At 30.5% G+C, this 23,634-nt stretch carries 25 protein-coding genes, 1 riboswitch and 1 other annotated feature; of the genes, 21 read left to right on the top strand and 4 right to left on the bottom strand.

The genetic code is table 11. The features are described 5' to 3' along the window. The first annotated feature begins 33 nt into the window (after positions 1–33). On the top strand, positions 34–459 hold the full coding sequence (locus TICRE_RS04645; protein ID WP_075725639.1) for a universal stress protein: 426 nt from the start codon (positions 34–36) through the stop codon (positions 457–459). Positions 460–771: 312 nt separating this feature from the next. Beyond that, positions 772–1,311, top strand: coding sequence for a DUF5698 domain-containing protein (locus TICRE_RS04640; RefSeq protein WP_075725637.1), 540 nt, complete (start codon positions 772–774; stop codon positions 1,309–1,311). A 69-nt stretch (positions 1,312–1,380) separates the two neighbouring features. On the opposite strand, the gene TICRE_RS04635 is transcribed toward TICRE_RS04640, so the two are convergent. Together TICRE_RS04635 and TICRE_RS04630 are read right to left on the bottom strand one after the other, a co-directional pair. Continuing rightward, on the bottom strand, positions 1,381–3,183 hold the full coding sequence (locus TICRE_RS04635; RefSeq protein ID WP_075725635.1) for a heme NO-binding domain-containing protein: 1,803 nt from the start codon (positions 3,181–3,183) through the stop codon (positions 1,381–1,383). Positions 3,184–3,471: 288 nt separating this feature from the next. Continuing rightward, complete coding sequence (locus TICRE_RS04630; RefSeq protein WP_075725633.1) at positions 3,472–3,723, bottom strand: GlsB/YeaQ/YmgE family stress response membrane protein; 252 nt, start codon at positions 3,721–3,723, stop codon at positions 3,472–3,474. 161 nt (positions 3,724–3,884) lie between these two features. Beyond that, positions 3,885–4,127: a binding site (T-box leader), on the top strand. Between the two features lie 55 nt (positions 4,128–4,182). Between TICRE_RS04630 and TICRE_RS04625 the strand changes: the two genes are divergently transcribed. Genes TICRE_RS04625 through TICRE_RS04615 form a run of 3 tightly spaced genes read left to right on the top strand, consistent with a single transcriptional unit; the run spans position 4,183 to position 6,455 of the window. Next, entirely contained in the window at positions 4,183–5,049 is an 867-nt protein-coding gene (locus TICRE_RS04625) for a transporter substrate-binding domain-containing protein (RefSeq protein ID WP_075725631.1), read from the top strand. A 13-nt stretch (positions 5,050–5,062) separates the two neighbouring features. After that, entirely contained in the window at positions 5,063–5,728 is a 666-nt protein-coding gene (locus TICRE_RS04620) for an amino acid ABC transporter permease (RefSeq protein ID WP_075725629.1), read from the top strand. Continuing rightward, complete coding sequence (locus TICRE_RS04615) at positions 5,718–6,455, top strand: amino acid ABC transporter ATP-binding protein (RefSeq protein ID WP_075725626.1); 738 nt, start codon at positions 5,718–5,720, stop codon at positions 6,453–6,455. Before TICRE_RS04620 ends, TICRE_RS04615 begins: the two co-directional genes overlap by 11 nt. Before the next feature lie 31 nt (positions 6,456–6,486). On the opposite strand, the gene TICRE_RS04610 is transcribed toward TICRE_RS04615, so the two are convergent. Further along, positions 6,487–6,678, bottom strand: a complete 192-nt coding sequence (locus TICRE_RS04610; protein ID WP_075725624.1) for an H-type small acid-soluble spore protein — start codon at positions 6,676–6,678, stop codon at positions 6,487–6,489. A 185-nt stretch (positions 6,679–6,863) separates the two neighbouring features. On the opposite strand from TICRE_RS04610, the gene TICRE_RS04605 reads away from it, so the two are divergent. The 6 genes from TICRE_RS04605 to TICRE_RS04580 all read left to right on the top strand — a co-directional run bounded on the left by TICRE_RS04605 (position 6,864) and on the right by TICRE_RS04580 (position 11,986). Further along, a complete protein-coding gene (locus TICRE_RS04605) occupies positions 6,864–8,150 on the top strand; it encodes a putative DNA modification/repair radical SAM protein (RefSeq protein WP_075725622.1) in 1,287 nt (428 codons plus the stop codon). After that, on the top strand, positions 8,150–8,890 hold the full coding sequence (locus TICRE_RS04600; protein ID WP_075725620.1) for a TIGR03915 family putative DNA repair protein: 741 nt from the start codon (positions 8,150–8,152) through the stop codon (positions 8,888–8,890). The genes TICRE_RS04605 and TICRE_RS04600 overlap by 1 nt, the downstream gene beginning before the upstream one ends. Positions 8,891–8,978: 88 nt before the next feature. Next, a complete protein-coding gene (locus TICRE_RS04595) occupies positions 8,979–9,524 on the top strand; it encodes a DUF4825 domain-containing protein (protein ID WP_075725618.1) in 546 nt (181 codons plus the stop codon). Positions 9,525–9,593: 69 nt separating this feature from the next. Beyond that, the gene (locus TICRE_RS04590) at positions 9,594–9,932 is read left to right on the top strand and encodes an immunoglobulin-like domain-containing protein (protein ID WP_075725616.1); all 339 of its coding nucleotides are present in this window, start codon (positions 9,594–9,596) and stop codon (positions 9,930–9,932) included. Positions 9,933–10,144: 212 nt separating this feature from the next. Further along, complete coding sequence (locus TICRE_RS04585; RefSeq protein ID WP_075725614.1) at positions 10,145–11,392, top strand: Fic family protein; 1,248 nt, start codon at positions 10,145–10,147, stop codon at positions 11,390–11,392. A gap of 108 nt (positions 11,393–11,500) precedes the next feature. Next, positions 11,501–11,986, top strand: coding sequence for a flavodoxin family protein (locus TICRE_RS04580; protein WP_075725612.1), 486 nt, complete (start codon positions 11,501–11,503; stop codon positions 11,984–11,986). Between the two features lie 24 nt (positions 11,987–12,010). Here the strand turns inward: TICRE_RS04580 and TICRE_RS04575 are convergent, their stop codons facing one another. Next, positions 12,011–14,017: a methyl-accepting chemotaxis protein gene (locus TICRE_RS04575; protein WP_075725610.1), complete on the bottom strand. Its 2,007-nt coding sequence runs from the start codon at positions 14,015–14,017 to the stop codon at positions 12,011–12,013. 145 nt (positions 14,018–14,162) lie between these two features. Here TICRE_RS04575 and TICRE_RS04570 point away from each other — a divergent pair, with 145 nt between their 5' ends. The 10 genes from TICRE_RS04570 (at position 14,163) to TICRE_RS04525 (ending at position 23,609) form a co-directional block, all read left to right on the top strand. Beyond that, positions 14,163–14,540 (top strand): YbaN family protein, encoded by a 378-nt coding sequence (locus TICRE_RS04570; RefSeq protein ID WP_075725608.1) that lies wholly within the window; start codon positions 14,163–14,165, stop codon positions 14,538–14,540. A gap of 118 nt (positions 14,541–14,658) precedes the next feature. Then, the gene (locus TICRE_RS04565; protein ID WP_075725606.1) at positions 14,659–16,683 is read left to right on the top strand and encodes a catalase; all 2,025 of its coding nucleotides are present in this window, start codon (positions 14,659–14,661) and stop codon (positions 16,681–16,683) included. Positions 16,684–16,808: 125 nt separating this feature from the next. After that, a complete protein-coding gene (locus tag TICRE_RS04560) occupies positions 16,809–17,456 on the top strand; it encodes an HAD family hydrolase (RefSeq protein WP_075725604.1) in 648 nt (215 codons plus the stop codon). 26 nt (positions 17,457–17,482) lie between these two features. Continuing rightward, a riboswitch (TPP riboswitch) is annotated at positions 17,483–17,596 on the top strand. A 59-nt stretch (positions 17,597–17,655) separates the two neighbouring features. Then, on the top strand, positions 17,656–18,480 hold the full coding sequence (gene thiM / locus TICRE_RS04555; protein WP_075725602.1) for a hydroxyethylthiazole kinase: 825 nt from the start codon (positions 17,656–17,658) through the stop codon (positions 18,478–18,480). Next, on the top strand, positions 18,464–19,108 hold the full coding sequence (gene thiE, locus TICRE_RS04550) for a thiamine phosphate synthase (protein ID WP_075725600.1): 645 nt from the start codon (positions 18,464–18,466) through the stop codon (positions 19,106–19,108). Before thiM ends, thiE begins: the two co-directional genes overlap by 17 nt. Continuing rightward, a complete protein-coding gene (gene thiD, locus TICRE_RS04545) occupies positions 19,109–19,882 on the top strand; it encodes a bifunctional hydroxymethylpyrimidine kinase/phosphomethylpyrimidine kinase (protein WP_075725598.1) in 774 nt (257 codons plus the stop codon). A 267-nt stretch (positions 19,883–20,149) separates the two neighbouring features. Then, positions 20,150–20,359: a hypothetical protein gene (locus tag TICRE_RS04540; protein WP_075725596.1), complete on the top strand. Its 210-nt coding sequence runs from the start codon at positions 20,150–20,152 to the stop codon at positions 20,357–20,359. 83 nt (positions 20,360–20,442) lie between these two features. Next, complete coding sequence (locus TICRE_RS04535; RefSeq protein WP_075725594.1) at positions 20,443–21,816, top strand: TRAP transporter large permease subunit; 1,374 nt, start codon at positions 20,443–20,445, stop codon at positions 21,814–21,816. 121 nt (positions 21,817–21,937) lie between these two features. Next, positions 21,938–22,198, top strand: coding sequence for a hypothetical protein (locus tag TICRE_RS04530; protein ID WP_075725592.1), 261 nt, complete (start codon positions 21,938–21,940; stop codon positions 22,196–22,198). Between the two features lie 112 nt (positions 22,199–22,310). Then, entirely contained in the window at positions 22,311–23,609 is a 1,299-nt protein-coding gene (locus TICRE_RS04525) for a methyl-accepting chemotaxis protein (protein ID WP_075725590.1), read from the top strand. Positions 23,610–23,634 lie beyond the last annotated feature (25 nt).

Here is a 23,634-nt window from a genome sequence, read left to right as displayed (position 1 = left end):
TTTTATTGTAAAAGTAAATAGGAGGGATAGAAAATGAAAAAAGTTTTAGTTACCACAGATGGTTCTGACAATGCTAATAAGGCTTTACTTGAGGCTAAAAGAATGGCAACAGCTTTGGATGCAAATATTGACATATTATATGTAGTAAAGTATTTGGTTAAAAACTCTTATTTAAGGATAGAGCGTTACACACCAGAAGCAATTGAAGATTTAAAAAAAATGGGACAAGAAATCTTAGACGATTCATTAAAGTATTTTGATGACTTTAAAGGAGAAGTAAATACAAAGCTTAAAGCAGGAGATCCTGCAGAAGTAATAATAGAAGAGACAGAAAAAGAAGACTATGAACTAGTTGTTATGGGAAGTAGGGGACTTGGAACATTTTCAAGGACTATGTTAGGAAGCGTATCCCACAAAGTTTTAAATCATGTTGATACCAATGTATTAATAGTTAAATAGATTCATTTATATGATATTTTTAAAAGGATACCCACTTTATTATAGTGGGTATCCTTTTAAAAATGAAACTCATTGTTTAAAAAAATAGCTTGACAGATGAGTTTTTATAGTATATACTTATTTAGTTAGATTAATAGTTTTAAAATAAAAAATGCAATATTTTGTGTATCACTTATGTCTTAGAGGAATTAGATTATAATCATAAAATTTTAACATAAATTATTTAAATACAGGACTAATTAATAGCTAACTGCCATATAATGTATATGGTGGTTTTTTTAATAGAGAAAAATAGAAAGGAAGATAAAATTAATGGAAAATAGCATGATAATAGGACTTCTTGTGATGTTTTTAATAACAGCTTTTACAAATATCCTATCAACATTAAAGACAATATTTATGTCAAAGAATATTATGAATCCAGTTTATACTTTAGTGTTTATAGATGCAGTTATTTTTGCCACAATAGTAAGTAAAGTAACTAGTTCAGATGGAATGGCTTATACAATAGCATTTGGACTTGGTAAGTCAATGGGAGTGTATCTAGGTGGTAAGATTGAAAACAAACTAGCACTTGGAATATGCGAAGTGGATTTATTTTTAAATGATGGTATAAAAGCAAATGAGATAGCTCAAAGGATTAGAGAAACTGGATACACAGTCAACAATTTTCTAGTTGGTGGAAATAATGAGACCGAAAGACATCAAGTAGAAGTCGTTATAAACAGAAAAGAGATAAAAATCTTAGAAGAAATAATAAAAGATTTTGATGTAGAAAGCCCTACTTTAAAAATAAAGACTTTAAACAAAGTAAATGGTAAAATTACAACTACAAAATTAAAAGAAGCATAAATAGAGCTCCATATTTTTAAAAAACATAAAAACCTTAAAATCTTTAAAGGTTTTAAGGTTTTTATTTGTTTACAGTATATATACTTCTAGGTCTTGGCTAAACTCCATACTTACTTTTTTAAATTCGTCTATATTTCGAGTCATCTTTTTAATCTCTTCACTATAGATCTGTATATTGGCTGATGCTTCTTGTGAAGCGGCTGAATTTTCTTCTGCAATTGCAGCTAGTGATTCTATATTTTGAGAAATAGAATTCATATTATTTGCCTCAATATTGAGTTCGTTTATTAAGTTTGCTATAAGAAGATTTACCTTTTCTATAGAATTTATAGATACCATATTTTCATCAGTTATAGAATTTAGCTTAATATTTTCATTTTCAAGTACGTTATATTGATCTGAGATATCTAGTACAAGTGTATCTATATTTAAAATAAATGATTCTAAATTAGTATTGATGGTTTTAACCGCATCTTTAGAACCCTCGGCAAGTGTTCTTATTTCAGAAGCTACCACATCAAAACCTCTTCCATGCTCTCCGGCGCGAGCTGCTTCAATACTGGCATTTAAGGCTAATAGATTGGTCTGTTCTGCTATTTTTTCAACCGTATCTACTATACTTCGAACTTCCTTAGCTCTATTTTGTAAATCATTTCCCTTTGTCCTAACCCCAGAAAATTGCTCTAACACCCTGTTTAAACTATTAGAAGTAGATTTCAAATCTTTAAAACCTTTACTTATCGTCTCTACAGATAATTCTAATTCTATCTTACCTTTGTTTTCCCTTTCAACTACTCCATTTAAAGAAGTAATGGAATTATTTAAAGAAATAGCTATCTCTTCTGTTTCAAAGGCCTGACTAGTAGCACCTTCTGCTACTTGATCAACTACAGCAGACATATCATTTGAAGTCGCACTCATATTTTTAGATATTTGGGCAAATCTATCAGCAAATACATTTAACTCATCAGTAGTACCCTTATGACCTACAAAATCTGTCTTTATAGAGTCTTTGATTTCTCTAAGCTTCTCATTTATATCTTCAAAAAAGTCGTTTGTACTCATATTGTGAATCAAAGAAAAGTCCTTGTTTTTAAGTTCATCTAAATATAAATTGATATGTTTCAAAGGTCTAAACAATCCTTTACTAATAATAAATGGTATAATAGCAGAAAGAATTAAAACGCTAACTATAGAAGCACTCTCTGGTGCAAACCTAAATATAAGTGCACTTGGTAGTCCTACAAAGAGTAGTGATGATAGTGCTATTTTACCTTCCATATTATTTATAAAACCAAATGACAAAGCATTGTTAATCATGAACTTTTTTTGATAGTAAATTTCTTTTGGAAATGTAATTGCAAGTTTTAGAAAGTCATCTGTTCTCTCTAAAGTTTCTACCTTAACATCCTCTTTAAAATATTTAGCCGCTCCCTCTAACATCCCTTCAAAATAAGAAAACATTCCTCTAGGGGAAGAATAAGTCATATGTGCTGTGTACTTATCTACAGGTTTTATATCTAAGATAGGAGGCTTAGCTCCTTTTACTCTTTTAGTTACAACTACATGAATATCATACATGGCTTGAAGAAAAGAATACAAATTTTTATATCTAAAAAATGCAGGATATACCTTTGTATAAGTTATAACATTATGGTTTCCCATAGTTCTCCACATATAATCAGAACTTTTATCTAGTTTTTTTCCGATATATTCAAGTATCCCTATGGCTTCTTTATCCGGAATATCTTCAGAAGGTCTAAAAATCCTATCCTTATCAATACTATTATGAAGAAGTGATTCATTAGTCAAATCTTCTCCATAAAGTTCTCTGCAAGTTTCAACCCATGCTGAAACAATAGTGCCTTTCATAGTTTCCAACTCCTTATTTATAAACATACCTTGAATTATAACTATCGGTATAAATATGGAAATGTTAAACAATTAATATAGTTCTAAGCAGTTAAATTTTTTTATAGTTATATTAAAAAAAGTCTTGAATCCATTAAATTTATAATGAATCCAAGACCTTCTATTATTTATCTAAATTATTCTTTTTAATAATAGCTTTTGCTCCTAAAAAGGATAGAAGAAGTAAAAGCCAACTTCTTTTATTTTTGCCATTTTTTCTTCCAAACATATTTATCACCTCTTTCCTTTTTATCTTCTAGTAACAGCCTTTACTATAGCTATAAGAATTATAGAACCTAAAAATGCTACAAATAGAGAATATAAATTCAATCCATCTACTCCTGCTTTATTAAAGAAGTTCATTATAAATCCACCGATTAAAGCTCCTATTATACCTACTACTATATTTGCAATAGCACCCATAGATTCATCTGTATGCATCATCTTGCTAGCTAACCATCCTGATAGTGCTCCTAAAATAATCCAAGCAATTATACCCATAATAAACCCTCCTTGTAAATATATTATAATATCTAATTTGTCTCTATTATATATTACTTATACCCCATATTAGAAAAATAAGCATAAATATTAAAAAAATTAAAATAAACCTTTACAATCTAAAACTACTATGGTAAGATAATAAGTGACCAAGGTAGTATAGTAAAGCGACGATAAGAAATAGTAAATATAATAATATTTTCAAGAGAGTGCAAGAGGTGGTGAGATTGCATATTTATTATATATTGAACACATCTTTGAGCAAATTGGCGAAAAAAGTAACCAGTTTCGGATCTCTCGCACCCGTTATAGTGCAAAGGTATGATAGTACCTTATGAGTTTGATATGCGTGAGTGTATCATTAAAAAGAGGTGGAACCACGTGATTAATATCTCGTCCTCTAGCTAAGCTAGATGACGAGATTTTTTAGTTTAAATAAAAAAAGAGGAGATGGTTAATGTGAAAAAGATTATAAAGGTAATAGGAATAATATTAGTTTTATTTTTATCAATAAATTTATTATCAGCTTGTAGTAAAGACAGCCCAGCTAGCACAAAAAAGGGTGAAAACCTTTTAGAAGAAATACAGAATAGAGGATATATGGAAGTTGCAACTGAACCATCTTTTGCGCCAAATGAGTTTATAGATCCAAGTAAAAAAGGTGATGAGCAGTATGTAGGAAGCGATATAGAGCTTGCAAAGTATATTGCCGATAAACTAGGAGTTAAGCTTAAAATAGTTCCTCTAGAGTTTACTGCAGTACTTGGTAGTGTAACAGAAGGAAAATATGATATGGCAATTTCCGCCCTAGCATATACTCCGTTAAGAGCTGAAGCTATGAACTTATCTAAAGCATATGAATTTACAGATGATGAAGAAGGTCACGGATTACTTATAAGAAAAGAAGATAAAGACAAAATAAAAGGAGTAGAAGATATAGCTGATAAAGTCATAGTAGGACAAAGTGGTTCACTTCAAGAAATGTTTATAAATGAACAAATTCCAAAATATAAAGAATTTAAGAGAGTATCTGCTACAACGGATGGTTTTCTATCTGTTCAAGAAAATAAAGCAGATGTATGTGCAACTCAAGTTGCTACAGCTAGACTTTATATAGATGCCAATCCAAATAGTAATCTGATGGTAGTAGAAGGCTTTAAATTTGAAGAAAAACCAGAAACCTCTGGAACAAGAATAGGAGTTCCAAAGGGCGAAGAAGAGTTAACTGCAAAAATAAATGAAATAATAGATGAAGTAGTAGATAAAGGATTATACGAAGAGTGGAGAAAAGAATATGAGCAATACGCTAAAAAATTAGGACTTTAGGGAGTGTTAAAGTATGGTAGAGACAGTTATAGATTTATGGACAAAATATGATTACGTTTATATAAATGGTTTACTAGGTACGATATATCTTGCAGCAATCACAGTGTTTATAGCTACAATAATTGGAACAGTAATAGCAATTATGAAATTATCAGAAATAAAGATATTTGATTTTATAACTGCTCTATATATAGGTGTTCTAAGGGGAACGCCTATATTATTGCAACTTTATTTCTTTTGGCTAGTTCTACCTAAGATTACACCTTTTGAACTTAGTGATACAGTTTGCATTGTGATTGCACTTATAGTAAATGCAAGTGCATATGTAGCTGAAATCATAAGAGCAGGAATACAAGCAGTTGATAAAGGACAAACAGAAGCTGCTAAAAGCTTAGGTCTTAGTGATGCAAATACAATGAAAAAGATAATCTTACCTCAAGCTATAAAAAACATACTTCCAGCACTAGGAAATGAATATATAACAATGATAAAACAGACATCTCTTGCTTCAGTCTTTTTTGTGGGAGAGCTTATGACATCATATAAAACTGTACAATCAGCAACCTTTTTAGCAGTTCCATCTCTTGTAATAGTAGGAATTATATATCTTATAATTACTACGATATTAAGCAAAGGACTTAATATATTTGAAAGAAGGTTGAGACTAAATGACATGTAAAAAAATTTTCGAGGTAAAAGATTTAAGTAAATCCTTTGGCAAACTAGAGGTGCTTAAAAATATAAATGAAAGCATATACGAAGCTGAAGTAGTCTGCATAATAGGACCATCTGGTAGTGGAAAAAGTACATTTCTGAGATGTTTAAATTTACTTGAAAAACCTACGAGCGGAAAAGTCTTTTTTGAAGACGTAGATATATCAGATAAATCTATAAAGATAAATAAATATCGTCAAAAGATAGGTATGGTCTTTCAGTCTTTTAATGTATTCCCACATCTAACCGTTTTAGAAAATATAACACTTACTCCAGTTCTAGAAAAAAAGGTCTCAAAAGAAGATGCGAAAAATGATGCCTTTGAACTTTTAAAAAGAGTAGGTTTATTTGACAAGAGGGATGAATACCCGACTCGATTATCTGGAGGACAAAAGCAAAGACTTGCAATAGTAAGAGCACTTGCCATGAAACCTGATGTAATGTTATTTGATGAACCAACAAGTGCACTAGATCCTGAAATGGTAAAAGAAGTATTGGAAGTTATCAAAGATTTAGCAAAATCTAATATGACGATAGTAATAGTAACCCATGAAATGGGATTTGCTAGAGAAGTTAGTGATAGAATACTATTTATGGATGAAGGAATTATAGCAGAACAAGGAACTCCAAGCGAAATATTTGATAATCCTCAAAATGAAAGAACAATTGAATTTCTAGGTAAAGTTCTATAATAAAAAATAGCCTTTAAAGGCTATTTTTTATTTATCTAAGTCCTTGACCTTGATGTTCTAATTCACTTACAGGAACTGTTTTCTTTTCTCCTGTATCCATAACTGAAACTAGAGCTTCTCCACTTGATTCATTTACATGCTCAAGCCAAACTAATTGACCATTATGTGTTACTTTTTGATTTTTATCACCATGAAGTACTTTTTTTGCTTTAGATTCTTTCACAAAATCTCCTCCTAAAGTTTTTTCACTTCTCTTTTAGTATGAGTAAAAGAAAGATTTATATTCTTACAAAAAATTACTTTAAAGTTAAAATAAATTTTAAAAACAATCAATAACAATAAAACGTATGTTTGAATTAATAGGGTCTTTATGGTATAATTTTCTAAAAGGCATAAGGGGTTGAAAAGATGGATAAACTTAAAAAACTTGAGATACTATCTGATGCTGCAAAGTATGATGTATCTTGTTCTTCAAGTGGAAGCAATAGGAAAAATAAGAAAGATGGACTTGGAAATACAAGTACAGCTGGAATATGTCATAGTTGGTCAGATGATGGAAGATGTATATCACTTTTGAAAATCCTACTTACCAACTATTGTGTTTATGACTGCGTATATTGTGTAAATAGAAGCTCAAATGATCTTCCAAGAGCTATATTTACACCAGAAGAGGTAGTAGACTTAACTATAAACTTCTATAAGAGAAACTATATAGAGGGACTTTTTTTAAGTTCTGCCGTATTTAAGAGTCCAGATTATACAATGGAACTTATTTTAAAAGTTGTAAAGACACTTAGAGAAAAAGAAAACTTTAACGGTTATATCCATACTAAAACTATACCTGGTGCTGATGATCTCCTAGTAGAAGAAGTAGGCAGATATGTAGATAGAATGAGCGTAAACATAGAACTGCCTTCTGAAAATGGACTAAAACTACTTGCTCCTAAAAAGACAAAAAAAGATATATTAAAACCAATGGGCTTTATCCATAATAATATATTACAAACTAAAGAAGATAAAAAGATTTTCAAAGCCACTCCAAACTTTGTCCCAGCAGGACAGACAACTCAAATGATAGTGGGTGCAACAGAGGATAATGATTTAAATATACTAAACTTATCAGAGAGTCTATATAAAACTCTCAACTTAAAGAGGGTATATTATTCAGCATTTATACCAGTTTCTACAAACCCCAAACTTCCAGTTATAAATTCACCTCCATTAGTTCGAGAAAATAGAATATATCAAGCAGATTGGTTGCTTAGATTTTATAACTTTGAAGCTAAAGAATTACTAGATGAAAGAAATCCTAATTTTGACCTAGAACTAGACCCTAAATGCAACTGGGCACTTAGAAACATCCACCTCTTCCCAGTAGAAATAAATAAAGCAGATTACAAAACTCTCCTAAGAGTACCTGGAATAGGGGTAAGATCTGCAAAGCGGATAATATCCGCTAGAAACTTTACCACTCTAGACTTTTTTGATTTAAAAAAACTGGGAATAGTATTAAAAAGAGCGCAGCACTTTATAACCTGTAAAGGAAAGTACTTTGGATTTAACGATATAAATCCAGAGATAATAAGAAGTCAAATAATAACTCCTTATAAAAATGGAAAAGATACAAGACAAATTTCAATGTTTGATAATGTTAGCTTTGAAGATAAATGGATGGAGATAGGGGGCGAGATTTAGTGATTTCCTATATATATGATGGAAGCTTTGATGGACTTTTGACTTCTATCTATGAAGCATTTTATGCTAAAGAAAAGCCAACAGATATAATTAGAGAAGAAGACTTTAGGGAAAACTTTTTGGTAGAAAAGGGATACATAAAAACTGATTCAGAAAAAGCAAGAAAAGTTTATAGCGCTATAGAAAACAAGATATCCCCGGAAAGCCTTAGAAGAGTTTTTTATGCATATCTCTCTGAGCTTCCTGACTCTGGTATGATAATACTTAGATATCTTCAAGTAGGGTTTAAGATAGGTTCAGATGTAGATTTAAATCTAGCAAATGAAGATGTTTTAAACATGGATAAGATATCAAGACTGGTAGGAAAAGAAAGACATAGAATAACTGGGATTTTAAGATTTAAAAAGATAAAAGAGGAAATTCTCTACGCTAGAGTAGAACCAGATCACAATATAATAGCTCTGGTAGCTCCTCATTTTAAAGAAAGGTTAAAAGGGGAAAATTTTATAATTCACGACACCAAAAGAGAGATAGGAGTTTTTTACAATAAAAAGGAATGGATAGTAAAAGATATAGAAAGACTAGACCCATTCTTAGTAAAAGATAGTGAGGAAATCTATGAAGATCTTTGGAGAACTTACTTTAAAGCTATATCAATTCAAACAAAGACAAACCCAAAACTTCAAAAGAGAAATATGCCAATGAGATATTGGAAATATTTGACCGAGAAAAATATATAAAGTCAGTGATATATTAAAGAGAAAACAAATCATATTTATGATAATATAGATTTAAAGAGGGAGAAAAAATCTTAATGGAGGTATAAAGATGATTAAGAAAAAAGTTGATAAAATATCTTCTAAGTCTTTAATTTTATTTTTAATAGTATCCATCTTAGGGACTAGTTTTTTAATAGGATGCGACATTGAGAAAGAAGAAAACTTAATTGACAAACTATATAAAAACAAAACAGAATATGTGGGGGATAATTCTAAAGTAGGAAATATAATATCAAACTTAAAGTTTGAAAAAGGTTATGAATATAAGTCAATGAAAATATCATCAGATGAGAAACCCTATTCATTAATATTAAATTTTGAACTATCACAAAAAGAGGATTTAACTACCGATAAGATTACAAGTCAAAGTGCTATACTATTTTCACTAATAGATAATTTAGATGAAATAGTTTATGTGCCTGTAAACAGTAATGCAGAAGGAATTCTTCCAGTAGATAGAAACTATATAGATAGTTTTACTACATCTGTTATAGGAATGACTACAAAAGAACTTGGAAAGAGTAAGGGGAAGTTTAAAGAGTTAGTAGAGTTTTATGAAGAATATATTAGAAAAGACAAAGTGCTTATACCATAAGATCCTAGGGACAAAACTAAGTTAAAACCTACAAAACATGAAAAGGTTAATAATCTTGACCGAATTATTATGTCTACAAAAGAACACTCAGTCAATCCAAAAGGATTAACTTTACTTTTTTTAAGTAAATCCTATAATGAAGTTATATATGGAGAAAGTTTTATTTTAGAAAAAAAGATAGATGGAATATGGTATGAGTATCCAATAGTAATAGATGGTGAATATGGATTTAAAGATATTGGATATGAACTACCACCTGGAGAAGAAAGAGAATTTAAAGTTGACTGGCAATGGCTTTATGGAGAACTTGAGCCAGGTGAATATCGTATCATAAAAGACATATCGAATCTGGAAGATAGTGGAGATTATAAAACATACTATTTAGCAGCAGAATTTGAGATTGAGTAATCAAAGTTATAAAATATAAAACATTATTAAAAAGCCAATAAATTAATTTTTATTAATCTATTGGCTTTTTAAATAGATATGTTATATAAATAAGGATTATTAGCATATAAGCATACAATATAAATTTATAAATGATAAAAACAATTAAGTTTACTGTTTGTATTATGTATTTATAGGATATAATGGATAATATATATAAAAGAGGTGTTAAAATGAAATATTTTCATAAAATGTTTTATAATATAAAAGGAATAGAAGAACGTAAAGAGATATCAACAAATAGATATAATTATGAGAGTACTATAAAGACAGGATTAGAAATAAAACCTATAAATCAAGATGACATATTTGAATTATTTTATGTCCCTACTAATTTAACTATGAATTTGATAAGTAAATTAACCAAAAACGATAATATACTCGAAGAAAGTTATCTAATACTTCCTGAAGTTGCAAAGCAAAGATTTCTTGCGGATATAATTATAAGTGAAGAATTATATAGTACCAATGAATTAGAAGGTGTAAAGAGTACGCGTGAAGAAATAGTAGAAACTACCAGGACTATAATGTCTGAGAAAAACAAAAAGTCTAATTTAAGATTTGGGAGTGTTATTAACTCTTATCTTAAATTAATTATGGGAGATTTAAAAAGACCAGAAAAAGTTAAAGATTATAGAAAAATTTATGATGAAATAACATCTGGAGCTGTATCAAAGAATGACTTGCCAGATGGGGAACTATTTAGAAAAGATATAACCTATGTAAGAAAAGGACTTAAAGAAATACATAGAGGCTTAACTTCAGGAGAAAAGACAGAAGAGCTTATAATAGAAAAAATTAAAGAGCTAATTGCCTTTATGGATATAGATAATGAAAAATGTCATCATCTTATAAAAATAGCCATAGCACATTATTATTTTGGATATTTGCATCCATATTATGATGGAAATGGAAGAACAAGTAGATTTATAAGTAGTATCTATTTAGAGGAAGAATACTCTCTATTAACGGCGATGTCACTATCTAGAGGATGTAATATGGGAAGAAAAAAATATCTAGAAGCCTTTGATATTACAAATAAAATAGTATCTAGAGGAGAAATGAATTTCTTTGTAGATACATTTTTAGGACTTATAATAGAAGGACAAGAAATGTTATTGCTGGACTTAAATGAGAAAATAGAGTTGTTAGATATGGCTTTTGAAAAAATAAATAATGATGAGAGATTAGTTGATAATGATGAAATAAATATGGTTTTTATTCTTGCACAAGAGCTTTATTTTACAAATGATAAACAAAAAGGGCTAAGTATTAAAGACTTCGAAGTAAATGTTGGATATACAGCAGCTACTATAAGAAAAAAACTTAAAACTGTAGAAGAAAAGGGTATAATTAAAAAAATAAAAGATAAGCCTATAAGATATATAATTTCAAGTGATTATTTAGAAAGCAAAATATAAATAAAAAGTTAAATATAAATAACATTAAAAGAGTTATTAAAAGATGCCAGCGAAGATGAATTTTAAACAAAAACATACTAATCAGATTAAATAAAAGGAGATGAAACCATGTCAAAACAAATAATTCTCTTTTACTCATTCGAAGGAAGTACTAAGATGGTCGCACAATATCTATCAAAAGAATTGAACATTCCATGTGAAGAGATAAAACCTATAAAAGACTTAAAATCCAAAGGATTTAGTAAATACTTACTTGGTAGTGGGGAGGTTATCATGAAAAAGAAACCCCATCTCCATTCTATTAAATCAAACCTAGATGAATATGATACTATTTTCATTGGTAGTCCTATTTGGGCTGGGAGTTTTACTCCAGCTATTAGAACTCTTTTGGAAACTGGTATATTAAAAGATAAAAATATAGCTTTCTTTTATACTAGTCTTGGTGGGCCTGGAAAAGCTGAGAGTAAGATAAAAGATTCAGTAAAAATAAACAATAAACTTCTATCTTCATATGGACTAGTCAATGTTAAAAATGAGTTTGAAGGGGTAAAGGCTGGAGTATTAGAGTGGGCTAAGAGCTTAGAAAATAAATAAAAAGGTGTGTCTAGACACACCTTTTTATTCTACTTTAAATTGACCTATAAGACTAGTTAACTCCTTTGACATCCTATTTAAGTCTTCTATACTCCCTACAACTTCTTCTATAGCAGCCGTTTGTTCTTCAGTAGAGGCGCTAATTTGTTCAGTTGCAGCTGAAGACTCTTGTGTGATAGAAGATATGTTTTCAATGGAAACTAAGGTGTTTTCCTTGGTCTTACTTACCTCTATAAGATCATCATTTAATTCATTTATTCTAGAAATGGAGTTTTCTACAGAACTTTTTAAATCATAAAAAACATCTTCAGTTTTAGCTAAAGTGATACTCGCATTTTCTATAGATTTACTTGTTAAATTTGCATTTATTGATGTATCTCCTATAACTGACTGTATTTCTTCTATTATATTTTGTATTTCTCCTGTAGAATTATTGGTATCTTCAGATAGTCTTCTTATCTCATCGGCAACTACAGCAAATCCACGACCGTGTTCTCCTGCACGAGCAGCCTCTATCGTAGCGTTTAGGGAAAGAAGATTTATTTGCTCTGATATGTTTTGTATAGTCTTTAATATAGATTCTATCATTGTAGACTTATCAGAAAGATCTGAGACGCTTTGGGATACTTTACTAGATGCAGTTTCATTTTCATCTAGCTTTTCTTTAAGTTCTACTAAAGTTTTAAGTCCATCTTCACTTTTTTGATTCATTTCACCAGAACTTGTCATTACACTAGTTAAAGTATTTGTCATAGTTTTTACTTTTGAAGATAAAAGATTGGTAAGTTGTAGAGCGTTATTTGCATCTTGGGCTTGACTACTTGAGCCTTCAGCTATCTCACCAATACTCTTAGCAACTTCCTCACTTGCTGCACCTATGCCTCGTGCATTGTCGTTCATAGTAGAAGAAGAATGGTCTAAAGTATTGGATAAATTTATGATGTTAAATACTAAATTTCTTATATTTACTATCATACTATTAAAGCTTCTTGCCAAATCTCCAAATTCATCCTTAGATTTTTCTGGAATTTGAACAGTTAAGTTTCCCTTTTCCATTTCTCCTACAGCTTCCATGACACGTTTTATAGGGTTTAAGGCAAACTTTGTAACTATTATATAGAGAGAACTTATAGATATCGCTAAACAAATAACGGTAACTATAATAAGTAGATATAAGATTGACTTTTTAAGAACGTTTAAATCAGTAAGAGATTCGGTTATAGCTATTATGGTTTTTCCTATAGTTTTAAATACAACTATCTTCTCCACACCTTCAAAACTATATCTTAGATATCCGTTCTCCTTTTTAACTATATAATCTATAAAGTCTTCTTTTACCCGTGTTCCCTCTACGTTGACATTAGGATGAACTAAAGTCTTACCGCTTCCCTTTTCTAAAATAAAAGCATAGCCATCTTTTCCAAACTTCATATCTCTTATATATTTATCTATTTTAAGTTGATCATCTATTTGTTCTACCTTTTTAGGATCCAATCCAATTTGAATAAGACCAGGTGCATCTATTCTTCTTACTGCAATATATTGATAGAGAATCCTATCTGAACCTCTAACTTTAGGATCTTGAATCATTGTATTTTTGTTGCCACTTATTACTTCTAAAAAAGATTTAGATTGTTCACTACTTGCCATATCATAACCTATAAAGTTATCTACTGTAGAGTGAGTGATAAATCCATCTCCATTTACAACATTGATTTCATCTAACATAAGTTGTTTTGAGAGTTCATTTAAATTCTCGTTATTTAAAATATTAGGATCTTTATCTATAGATAACGCTATGCTATTTGCAACAGGCAAGTAAGATGATCCTAGTTCTCTTTTTATATCTTTTTCTAGATCAAGCTGATTATCAATAATCATTTCTACAAGTTGTAGCTGTTTTTGTGATTCTCCAATTATCTGTTTTTCAAAAGAAGATTCCACATTAAAATACATAATTACTCCCAATATAGACATCGAGAGAAAAACAATAAAAGATATTGGAATAATTAATTTGTTTCTAAAATTCACCTCTATTCCTCCTTCAATTGTGATTGTATATTTGTCAAATAGAATATATAATATTCAATAAAGAAAGAGAATGTGCCAAATTTACTAAAATAATACAAATGCCTAGTATAAATCACAAAACATCAATTTAGGAGGAATTCTACTTATGAGAGTATCATTTTTAAATATAATATATATTATATTAGCATTTGTTTTTCTAGGATTAGGATTTATAGGGATATTTCTTCCTGTACTTCCTACCACTCCTTTTTTACTTTTAGCTTCATTCTTCTTTGCTAAAGGATCTCCGAAGTTTAATAAATGGTTTATATCAACAAAAATTTATAAAAACCATCTAGAAGAATTTAAAAGAACAAGATCTATGACTCTAAGGAAAAAGTTGTTAATAGTTATACCTGTGTCAATTATGTTAATTACAACTGCTATTTTAATGAACAATATGTATTTAAGACTTCTTATACTTTTTTTAATAATGTTTATCTATTATTATTTTTCTTTTAGGATAAATACTCTTAGTGAATAAAATGATTATCTTTTAAATAGATAAAATTTTATAAATTTCAATAATAATCCTTTATTTGGGTATTAAAATATCGACTGAATATTTAAAGAATATATCTTAAAATATAGGAGGCCTAAAGATGAAAGATAAAAAGGATAATAAACCTAAAATGGATAAGAAACAAGAGCAGCTTGAAAAATTTAAAGTTCGAGATGAAGGTGAAACACTAACTACAAACACTGGTATGAAAGTAACGGAAGATGAAAAATCTTTAACGGCTGGAAGAAGGGGGCCAACTTTACTTGAAGATTTTCATTACAGAGAAAAAATGATGCATTTTGATCATGAAAGGATCCCAGAGAGAGTAGTACATGCAAGAGGACACGGAGCACATGGAACCTTTACTTGTACCAAATCAATGAAAGAATTTACAAAAGCTATAATATTTTCTGAAGAAGGAAAAGAGACACCCCTTTTTATGAGATTTTCTCCTGTAGCAGGAAACAAAGGATCATCAGATACTGTAAGAGATGTAAGAGGTTTTGCTATGAAGTTTTACACAGAAGAGGGTAACTATGATTTAGTTGGAAATAACATGCCTGTATTTTTTATTCAAGATGGTATTAAATTTCCTGATTTTATACATGCAGTTAAAATGGAACCTCATCACGATATGCCCCAAGCCTCATCTGCCCATGACACTTTTTGGGACTTTATATCCCAAAACCATGAAACAGCTCATATGCTAATGTGGGCTATGTCAGATAGAGGAATACCAAGATCTACTAATATGATGGAAGGATTTGGAGTGCACACATTTAGATGGATAAACGAAGATGGGAAATCTCATTTTATAAAATATCACTTTAAACCAGTTCTTGGAACGCACTCCCTAGTGTGGGATGAAGCTCAAAAGATATCAGGAAAAGACCCAGATTTTCATAGAAGAGATTTATGGGATTCTATAGAAAAAGGGAATTATCCTAAGTGGGAAGTTGGAGTTCAACTTATACCTGAAAAAGATGAATTTAAGTATGGAATAGATCTTCTTGACCCTACAAAACTTATACCTGAAGAAATGGTTCCAATTACAATAATAGGTAAGATAGAGTTAAATAAAAACCCTGATAACTTTTTTGCAGAAACTGAGCAAGTGGCATTTCATCCAGGACATATTATTCCGGGAATAGATTTTACAAATGATCCTCTACTCCAAACTAGGTTATTTTCATACCTAGATACTCAATTATCTAGACTTGGAGGACCAAACTTTAATGAGATACCAATAAATAGACCTATAGCTCCTGTATATAACAATCAAAGGGATGGAATGCATAGGATGACAATAAATACTGGACAAGTAAGTTATCATAAAAACTTCTTAAAAGGTAACGATCCTCATGAGTCAGATGATGAACATGATTATAGACATTTAGCTCAAAAGGTAGAAGGCTACAAGACAAGAGAGAGAAGTGAGAGCTTTGATGATCACTTTAGCCAGGCTATAATGTTCTATAACTCTATGAGTGAAGTAGAAAAACAGCATATTAAAGATGCCATATCTTTTGAGTTAAATAAATGTGAATCAGAAGAAGTAAGGCAAAACACAGTTAATATGATAGCAAATATAGATAGAGATTTAGCTAAACATGTTGCAGAAAAGCTAGATTGCAAAGTCCCAAATGTTGATGTAAAAAAACCGGAATATATTTCACCAGCTTTAAGTCAAATGAACACAAAATTTACAGCCAAAGGAAGAAAGGCTCTTATATTGTTATCTGATTCTTCTTATGAAAAAGATGCAGAAAACATAATAGATATATTAAAAAAAGAAGGATGTGACGCTGAAATATCTATGCCTAAGATTTCAGATGGTAATAAGCTAAAGGTTGATTGGGCAGTGGATACACCGGATTCTGTTCTTTATGATAGTATAGTTGTCATGTCTGATAAAAATCCCGATCCAATGTTTAAGAAAAAGGCAACTGACTTTTTAAATGATGCTTTTAGTCATTATAAAACAATAGCTCCATTAGGAGATTCAATAAATTGGATGGAGAATTGGAAAACGAAAGAACCTGGTGTTTTAAATAAAGATAGCTTAGATAATATTGCTAAAGAAATAGCCAAACATAGACATTGGGATAGAAAGATAGTTAAGTAGAACCTTTTTAACATGATTAATAACCTTTAGGGAAGCTATCTATATAGGCTTCCCTAAAGGTTATTAATCTACTTAGTAATTAAAAGATGATAAAGGTAAACATTATATATCGAAAGGAAGATTTTATGAAAGCAGCAGTATTTGATTTTGATGGTACGCTTGCAGACTCTATGGAGTTTTGGGAAAATCTCGCTAAAAACTATTTAGAATCTATAGAAATTAAAGCAGAAGATGATTTAAATAAGGCTTTAGAAAAGCTTACACTTGATGAAGGAATTTCCTATATGAAGGAGAGATATAGTATTAAAAAAGATAACAATACTATAAAAGATGAGATGGACAATTTATTACTTAACTATTATAAAAACAAGGTACAATTAAAGCCATATGTAATAGAATTTCTAGATAGATTAAAAACAAAAGAAACTAGAATAGCAATAGCTAGTGTAACAGATGAAAAACTTATACAAAGTGTTTTAAATAGATATGATATTTTAGATTATTTTGAGTTTATACAGACCTGTGAAAATACTGGACTTAGTAAAAACGATGAGATGTTTTTTAAAGTTTTATATAAAAATCTGAATTTAGAACCAGGCGAGATATTCCTATTTGAAGACTCTCTATTTTCTATGAGAGTAGCTAAAAGGGTAGGATTAAATATTGTAGGTGTAGAAGATTCTGTTGCATTTAAAGATTTAGATAAAATACTAGAAGTTTCAGATTTTTATATTAAAGATTTTAAGGAAGCGATAGATGTATTGACAATATAGACTTTGTTCTATATAATTAGATTTAATATTATGAAAATGGGAGCTGAGAGAAACTCGGCTGAGAGGAACTTTTATCTAAGTTCGACCATATAACCTGATTTAGGTAATGCTAACGTAGGGAACATACAAGAGATTAAAGTATGAGACTTGCCATGGCAAGTCTTTTTTATTTAAAAAATAATAGCTTGGGGGAACTTTTATGGACATGAAAATACTTAAGAATTTAAAAAAAGGTTCACTTGTTCACTGCATCACAAATTATGTAACTGTAAATGATGTTGCAAATGTTATATTGGCATCTGGGGGATCTCCAATAATGGCAGATGGAATAGAAGAGGTCTCTGAGATTATAGAGATATGTAATTCACTCGTTATCAATATAGGAACTTTAAATCCTAGAGTTATTAAATCAATGCTTGAAGCTGGTAAAACTGCCAATAAAATAAATAAACCAGTTGTGCTTGATCCAGTTGCAATAGGTGCTTCTAATTTCAGAACAGAAACATGTTTAAATTTACTAAAGGAAGTAAGGTATTCAGTAATTAGAGGTAATGCATCAGAGATAAAGGCCATCTTAGATGGAAATAAGACATCTGGTGGGGTAGATGTAAGCGTAGAAGATATAATAAACGAATCAAATTTAGAAGAATATATAAAAGTTGCAAAGAAAGTAAGTGAAATCTATAAATCAGTGGTAGTTATTACAGGACCAATTGATATAGTAACAGATAGTAAAAAGACATACATTGTAAGAAATGGGCATGAAAATATGGAAAAGATAACGGGAACAGGGTGTATGTTAGCAGGACTTATAGGTGCATTTGTAGGTGCAAATCCAACAAATATATTAGTAAGTACCACAATGGCAGTTGGAATGATGGGACTTAGTGGAGAACTTGCAAATAAAAAGATGATAAAAGAAGATGTTGGAACCAGTTCTCTTAGAATGTTTTTAATAGATTATATAAGTAAATTAGATGAAGAAGGTTTAAAGGAGGGTTTAAAAATTGAAACTTACAAATAATGATCTTTTACTTTATTTGGTTACAGATAGAAATTGGCTTGGAGAAAATAAGTTAGAAGAAGTAGTAGAGGAAGCTATAAACAATGGAGTTACTTTTGTACAACTTAGAGAAAAAGATCTCAAATTTGAAGAATTTAAAAACATAGCTTTAGATATAAAAAAAGTTACAGATAGGTATAAAATTCCCTTTGTTATAAATGACAATATAGAGGTAGCTATTGAAGTGGATACTGATGGAGTTCATATCGGACAAGATGATATAGAAGTAGAAGAAGCTAGAAGATTACTTGGAGAAGGTAAGATACTAGGAGTTTCAGCTGGAACGATGGAAGAAGCACTAGATGCAGAAAAAAACGGTGCAGACTATATTGGTGTGGGAGCAGTTTTTCCGACCGATTCAAAGTCAAATGCTGTAAGTGTAAATTTAAAAGAGTTAAAAGAGATCAAAGAAACGGTAAAAATCCCTGTTGTTGCAATAGGTGGAATAAGTGATGAAAATCTTCATCTACTAGAGGAAAGCAAAGTAGATGGTATAGCTGTAATATCGGCAATACTAGCTAAAGAAGATATAGGAAAGGCTACGAGAGATTTAAATAAACTTGTAAAGAAATACTTAGGGGGAAAATAGATGAAAAAGTTACTAACTATAGCAGGGTCTGATTGTAGTGGTGGAGCGGGTATCCAAGCGGACTTAAAGACTTTTGCTGCACATAAAACATATGGAATGAGTGTTATAACTTCTTTAACTGCCCAAAATACTATGGGAGTAACTGATGTAGTAGACTTATCTCCAGAATTTGTAGGAAAGCAACTTGATGCAGTTTTTAGTGATATATATCCAGATGCTATTAAAATAGGAATGGTTTCTAATGAAAGTATAATTAAAGTAATAGCTAGGAAGTTAAGAGAGTATGGTGCGAAAAATATTGTTGTAGACCCAGTGATGGTTGCAACTAGTGGAAGTGTACTAATGGATTCAAAAGCAAATAATACTTTAATAAATGAACTCCTTCCCCTAGCAGATATAATTACCCCAAATATGCAAGAAGCTAGTGTTTTAAGTGGTATAGAGGTAAACAACAAAGAGGATATGGAAAAGGCTGCCAAGATAATAGCAAAGTTCATAGATGGTGCTATATTAGTTAAGGGTGGACATTTAGAAACAAGTGCGGATGATCTGCTTTTAATAGATGGAAAAATAAATTGGATAGAAGGAGAGAAAATAGAAAATCCGAATACTCATGGAACAGGCTGCACACTATCTTCAGCTATAGCTGTAAATCTTGCCAATGGAATGGATGTAGAGTCTAGCTTTATAAAGGCAAAAGAATATTTAATTGGTGCTATAGGAGATGGATTGGATTTAGGGGAAGGAAGAGGACCGTTAAACCATTTATATTAAAAGCTTGTTTCCAAGTTTTAAAACTTGGAAACAAGCTTTTTTTTATTATTTTGAGTATTATTTATTAGGCAAAAGGCAGTCGTAACCTTTATAATGACATATTTAGATTAATTACAAAGTTGTCTAAAAATTTTGTGAACTTTCTATTAGATAATGTAGTATAATACTAATAAAGGGGTAAATATATAATACAACATAATTTATAATTCATAATTTTATTTTACTTATTTAGAGAAGTGCTTTAAAAAACTTAAGGGGGGCTTAATTATGGAAAAAATAAAGGTAACCATATTTTATCCAGGAGGATTTCATCTAAAAAGAAAAGAATTAGAATTAACTCAGATAGAACTACTAGCAATGCTTATGTCAAACAAAGTCCTATCAGAAGAGAAGTGTTTCGAAATAGAAAGCAAGATCTTTTATGATGTGGGGGATGGAACGATAGAGGCTAGGGTGGTTCTTGGAGATTGTTATTAAGTGTTATTAAAACTTCTTAAACCTTTAAAGGATTAAGAAGTTTTAAGTTTGAAGGTAAAAACAAAAAGAAATGGGGAATATTTATGGCAGGTATACCAATGGAACTATTATATTTATTTGCATTGTTAATTACCATTGTAGTTGTATTTGTATTACTTAAAAGGCCGATCTATGAGGCGATGTTTGTTGGATATGTAGTTATGATACTTATACTGGGTAAGTGGGACAAGTTTATTTATTATCTTATACAACCATCTACAAATACTTTGTTTTATGCGATAGTTGCTTTTATGAGTTTAGCCTTTATATTTGGACAAACCAATGTAGTAGATGCTATTATAAACTTTGTCCTATCAATAGTTGGAAGATTTAAAGGAGGAGCAGGGTATGTAAGTTTAGTAGCAAGTACATTTATGGCGGCTCTTTCAGGGACAGGCCCTGGAAACGTAGCAGCTACTGGGGTGTTTACTATTCCTGCTATGATTAAAACAGGTTTCCCTAGTGAACTTGCAGCTACAGTTGAGATGTCTGCAAGTTCACTAGGTCCTATGATTCCACCATCTGGAACAATACTCTTGGCCTTTGCAGCGCTAGATACGGTTTTTCCAGGCAAGTATGAACTATCTACATTTTGGATGGCAGTATGGGGAGTTGGAATTTGGTTTATCCTTCAAAGATTTATAACTCTATATATATTTTGTAGAAAATACAAGGTTTCACCTGTACCAAAAGATGAAATACCTAAGATAGGCGAAACTCTTAAAAATGGATGGAAAGCACTTCTTGTTCCACTTATTATATTTATACCTTTATATTTAGATTTTAAATTTAAAGATACTTTCTTTGTTTCAAGACTAGGCGAGGAAGGGGCAAAAGCATTTTCAGCTTCAGTTATTCTTTTTACACCAGGAGTTGCAGCTATTTACTCACTTTTAATAAGTAAAGATGAAATAAACGGAGGACTTAGTTTTAAAAATATATTTGATTTATTTAAAAGAGGGATACAACATATTACTCCCGTTGCAGCAACAGTTTATTTCGCTTATAGTATCTCAACTCTCTTTGGTGATGCAAATGTAGGAGCCTCTCTTGGAGAGTATGTAGAGTCTTTTAATATGACAAAACTTCAACTTATTATATTTTTCCCTATATTTACAACATTTTTAGGAATGATCCTTCCTGGTTCTTCACAGGTAGCTATATTTGGAACGGGTATAGTAGCTTCACTAGCTACTGTAGGAGTAAATCCTTTACTTGTAGCAGCTATACTTCCAGCAATAACAGGAGCACTAGAGGGAATGACGCCTCCACTGGCTCTAGCAATGTATACAGCTATGGGTATAGCTGGTTCTAAAATGAAAGAAACATCAGCTCTAGCACTTATATGGGTATTTGCCCATTTAGTCTTAGCTATAATACTACTATCTGGAATACTTCCTATTCCATTTATTCAATAGCTTACAATTAAGATTTATCCTCTTTAGATGGAAGTAGCAAAAGTTAAGATATGGATAAGAAAATCTATATTAGAAAAATTCATCTAATATAAGTTTTCTTTATTTACAAGGAGGAATTAAAATGAAAAAGAAATTAGAAACCTTTATAGAAAATATATTTAGCTTATCTCTTATAATAGCAATACTAGGAGGAGGGGTAATATTTTTGATGTTTGTAATTGGGCTGATAATTGGAGGCACCAAGGGAGAAATCCTAGCAGTTAATGCTGCAATAAAGATTATGCCATACTTCATTAGACTTGCATCTATAGCAGTTTTATCAGGTCTTATATGGACCTATATCAACGGAAAACATTCCCTATCTATGGAAGATAAAAGTTAATCTAAATATATATTTAGATTAACTTTTTAAGAAAAATACCGATTATAATATTACAAGGATAAAAAATTTAGACATAAAAGATGTTGCATTATATCAGAGAGAAGGGATGGATATGGAGATTTTTAAGAGAAAAAGAGAAGTAGAAGCTGCAAGTGCAGTAAATGTTTTAGAAGACGAAAGAGTAAAAGAATTGGAAAAACGTTTAAGTCATAAAGAAAGCTCTAATCAAGACTTGCTTATAAAACTGAATGAACTATTACAGTATATGACTCAACTTGACTATATTAAAGACATGATAGTGGATACGGATACTCAAGGGGAAATGGTAGAAAATGTAGCAGCAAGTGGTGAAGAACTAAGCACTTCTTCAGAAGATATAGCAAATTTTGTTCAGGATTGTTATAAAAACACTACAAAGAGTATGCAAGATTCTAATAGTTCTATAGAAAAAATAAAAGAGTCATTTGGTCAAATTGAAGGTACTATGGAAAAAACTCAAGAAGTAAGAGATATAATGGATCTTGTAAACAATGAAGCTAAGAGAATAGTAGATATGGTAGTTATGATAGAAACAATCGCAGAACAGACAAACTTATTATCATTAAATGCATCCATAGAAGCGGCAAGAGCTGGTGAACAAGGAAGGGGCTTTTCTGTTGTAGCAAATGAAATTAAAAAGCTATCTGAAACAAGTAAAGAACAAGTAGGTTCTATTAGGGGTATAGTAAAGTCTTTAACTGATAAGATTTCCAATACTTCAAAAGCACTAGATGAATCTTTAGAATCATTTAATAACTCAAAATCTCTAATGGATAATGCTATACATTCTGTAAATGGAATAAGTGGAGCTCTTACAGATATTGGAAAGACCTTTAATGACATATCAGCAAATACTGAAGAACAAACAGCAACAACACAAGAGATGGCTGGTAATCTTATGGAGATAAATGAAAAGACTGCTGCTCTTAAAAAAGATATAGAAAGAACTGGAAAGGCATTCTACAAAATATCAAAAGTAGTAGATGAGATAAGACTTTTAGCATATGAAGAGTGTAATTTATTAGATAAGAAAGTCCAGATAGAAGTATGCATAAGTGACCACCTTATTTGGAGATGGAAAGTGTACAATATGTTACTAGGTTATGAAAAACTAAATAAAGATACAGTAGGAACTCATAAAACATGTAGACTAGGGCTTTGGATAGAAGAACAAGTTTTTTCAGATTCTAGGGCTATAGAAATTTTAAATAATTTAGAATCACCTCATGAAGAGTTACATCTTCTAGCAAAAAAAGCTATATCAGCTTATAATAATGGAGATATAGATATGGCTCAAAGAGCTTTAGAAGATATGGATGAGTGTTCAAATATTGTAGTAGACTTATTAAGAAAATTAAAAGCTATAATGTAAAATCCTAAGCCTATATAGGCTTAGG

Source organism: Tissierella creatinophila DSM 6911 (assembly GCF_001940565.1).
GTDB classification, from domain to species: Bacteria; Bacillota; Clostridia; order Tissierellales; family Tissierellaceae; genus Tissierella_A; species Tissierella_A creatinophila.
This window is presented reverse-complemented; position numbering and strand designations above follow the sequence as displayed.

Coding starts and splice junctions, on each gene's coding strand:
- TICRE_RS04645 (WP_075725639.1), top strand. CDS start 34: ATGAAAAAAGTTTTAGTTACCACAGATGGTTCTGACAATGCTAATAAG.
- TICRE_RS04640 (WP_075725637.1), top strand. CDS start 772: ATGGAAAATAGCATGATAATAGGACTTCTTGTGATGTTTTTAATAACA.
- TICRE_RS04635 (WP_075725635.1), bottom strand. CDS start 3,183: ATGAAAGGCACTATTGTTTCAGCATGGGTTGAAACTTGCAGAGAACTT.
- TICRE_RS04630 (WP_075725633.1), bottom strand. CDS start 3,723: ATGGGTATAATTGCTTGGATTATTTTAGGAGCACTATCAGGATGGTTA.
- TICRE_RS04620 (WP_075725629.1), top strand. CDS start 5,063: ATGGTAGAGACAGTTATAGATTTATGGACAAAATATGATTACGTTTAT.
- TICRE_RS04615 (WP_075725626.1), top strand. CDS start 5,718: ATGACATGTAAAAAAATTTTCGAGGTAAAAGATTTAAGTAAATCCTTT.
- TICRE_RS04605 (WP_075725622.1), top strand. CDS start 6,864: ATGGATAAACTTAAAAAACTTGAGATACTATCTGATGCTGCAAAGTAT.
- TICRE_RS04595 (WP_075725618.1), top strand. CDS start 8,979: ATGATTAAGAAAAAAGTTGATAAAATATCTTCTAAGTCTTTAATTTTA.
- TICRE_RS04590 (WP_075725616.1), top strand. CDS start 9,594: ATGTCTACAAAAGAACACTCAGTCAATCCAAAAGGATTAACTTTACTT.
- TICRE_RS04585 (WP_075725614.1), top strand. CDS start 10,145: ATGAAATATTTTCATAAAATGTTTTATAATATAAAAGGAATAGAAGAA.
- TICRE_RS04580 (WP_075725612.1), top strand. CDS start 11,501: ATGTCAAAACAAATAATTCTCTTTTACTCATTCGAAGGAAGTACTAAG.
- TICRE_RS04570 (WP_075725608.1), top strand. CDS start 14,163: ATGAGAGTATCATTTTTAAATATAATATATATTATATTAGCATTTGTT.
- TICRE_RS04565 (WP_075725606.1), top strand. CDS start 14,659: ATGAAAGATAAAAAGGATAATAAACCTAAAATGGATAAGAAACAAGAG.
- TICRE_RS04560 (WP_075725604.1), top strand. CDS start 16,809: ATGAAAGCAGCAGTATTTGATTTTGATGGTACGCTTGCAGACTCTATG.
- thiM (WP_075725602.1), top strand. CDS start 17,656: ATGGACATGAAAATACTTAAGAATTTAAAAAAAGGTTCACTTGTTCAC.
- thiD (WP_075725598.1), top strand. CDS start 19,109: ATGAAAAAGTTACTAACTATAGCAGGGTCTGATTGTAGTGGTGGAGCG.
- TICRE_RS04540 (WP_075725596.1), top strand. CDS start 20,150: ATGGAAAAAATAAAGGTAACCATATTTTATCCAGGAGGATTTCATCTA.
- TICRE_RS04535 (WP_075725594.1), top strand. CDS start 20,443: ATGGCAGGTATACCAATGGAACTATTATATTTATTTGCATTGTTAATT.
- TICRE_RS04530 (WP_075725592.1), top strand. CDS start 21,938: ATGAAAAAGAAATTAGAAACCTTTATAGAAAATATATTTAGCTTATCT.
- TICRE_RS04525 (WP_075725590.1), top strand. CDS start 22,311: ATGGAGATTTTTAAGAGAAAAAGAGAAGTAGAAGCTGCAAGTGCAGTA.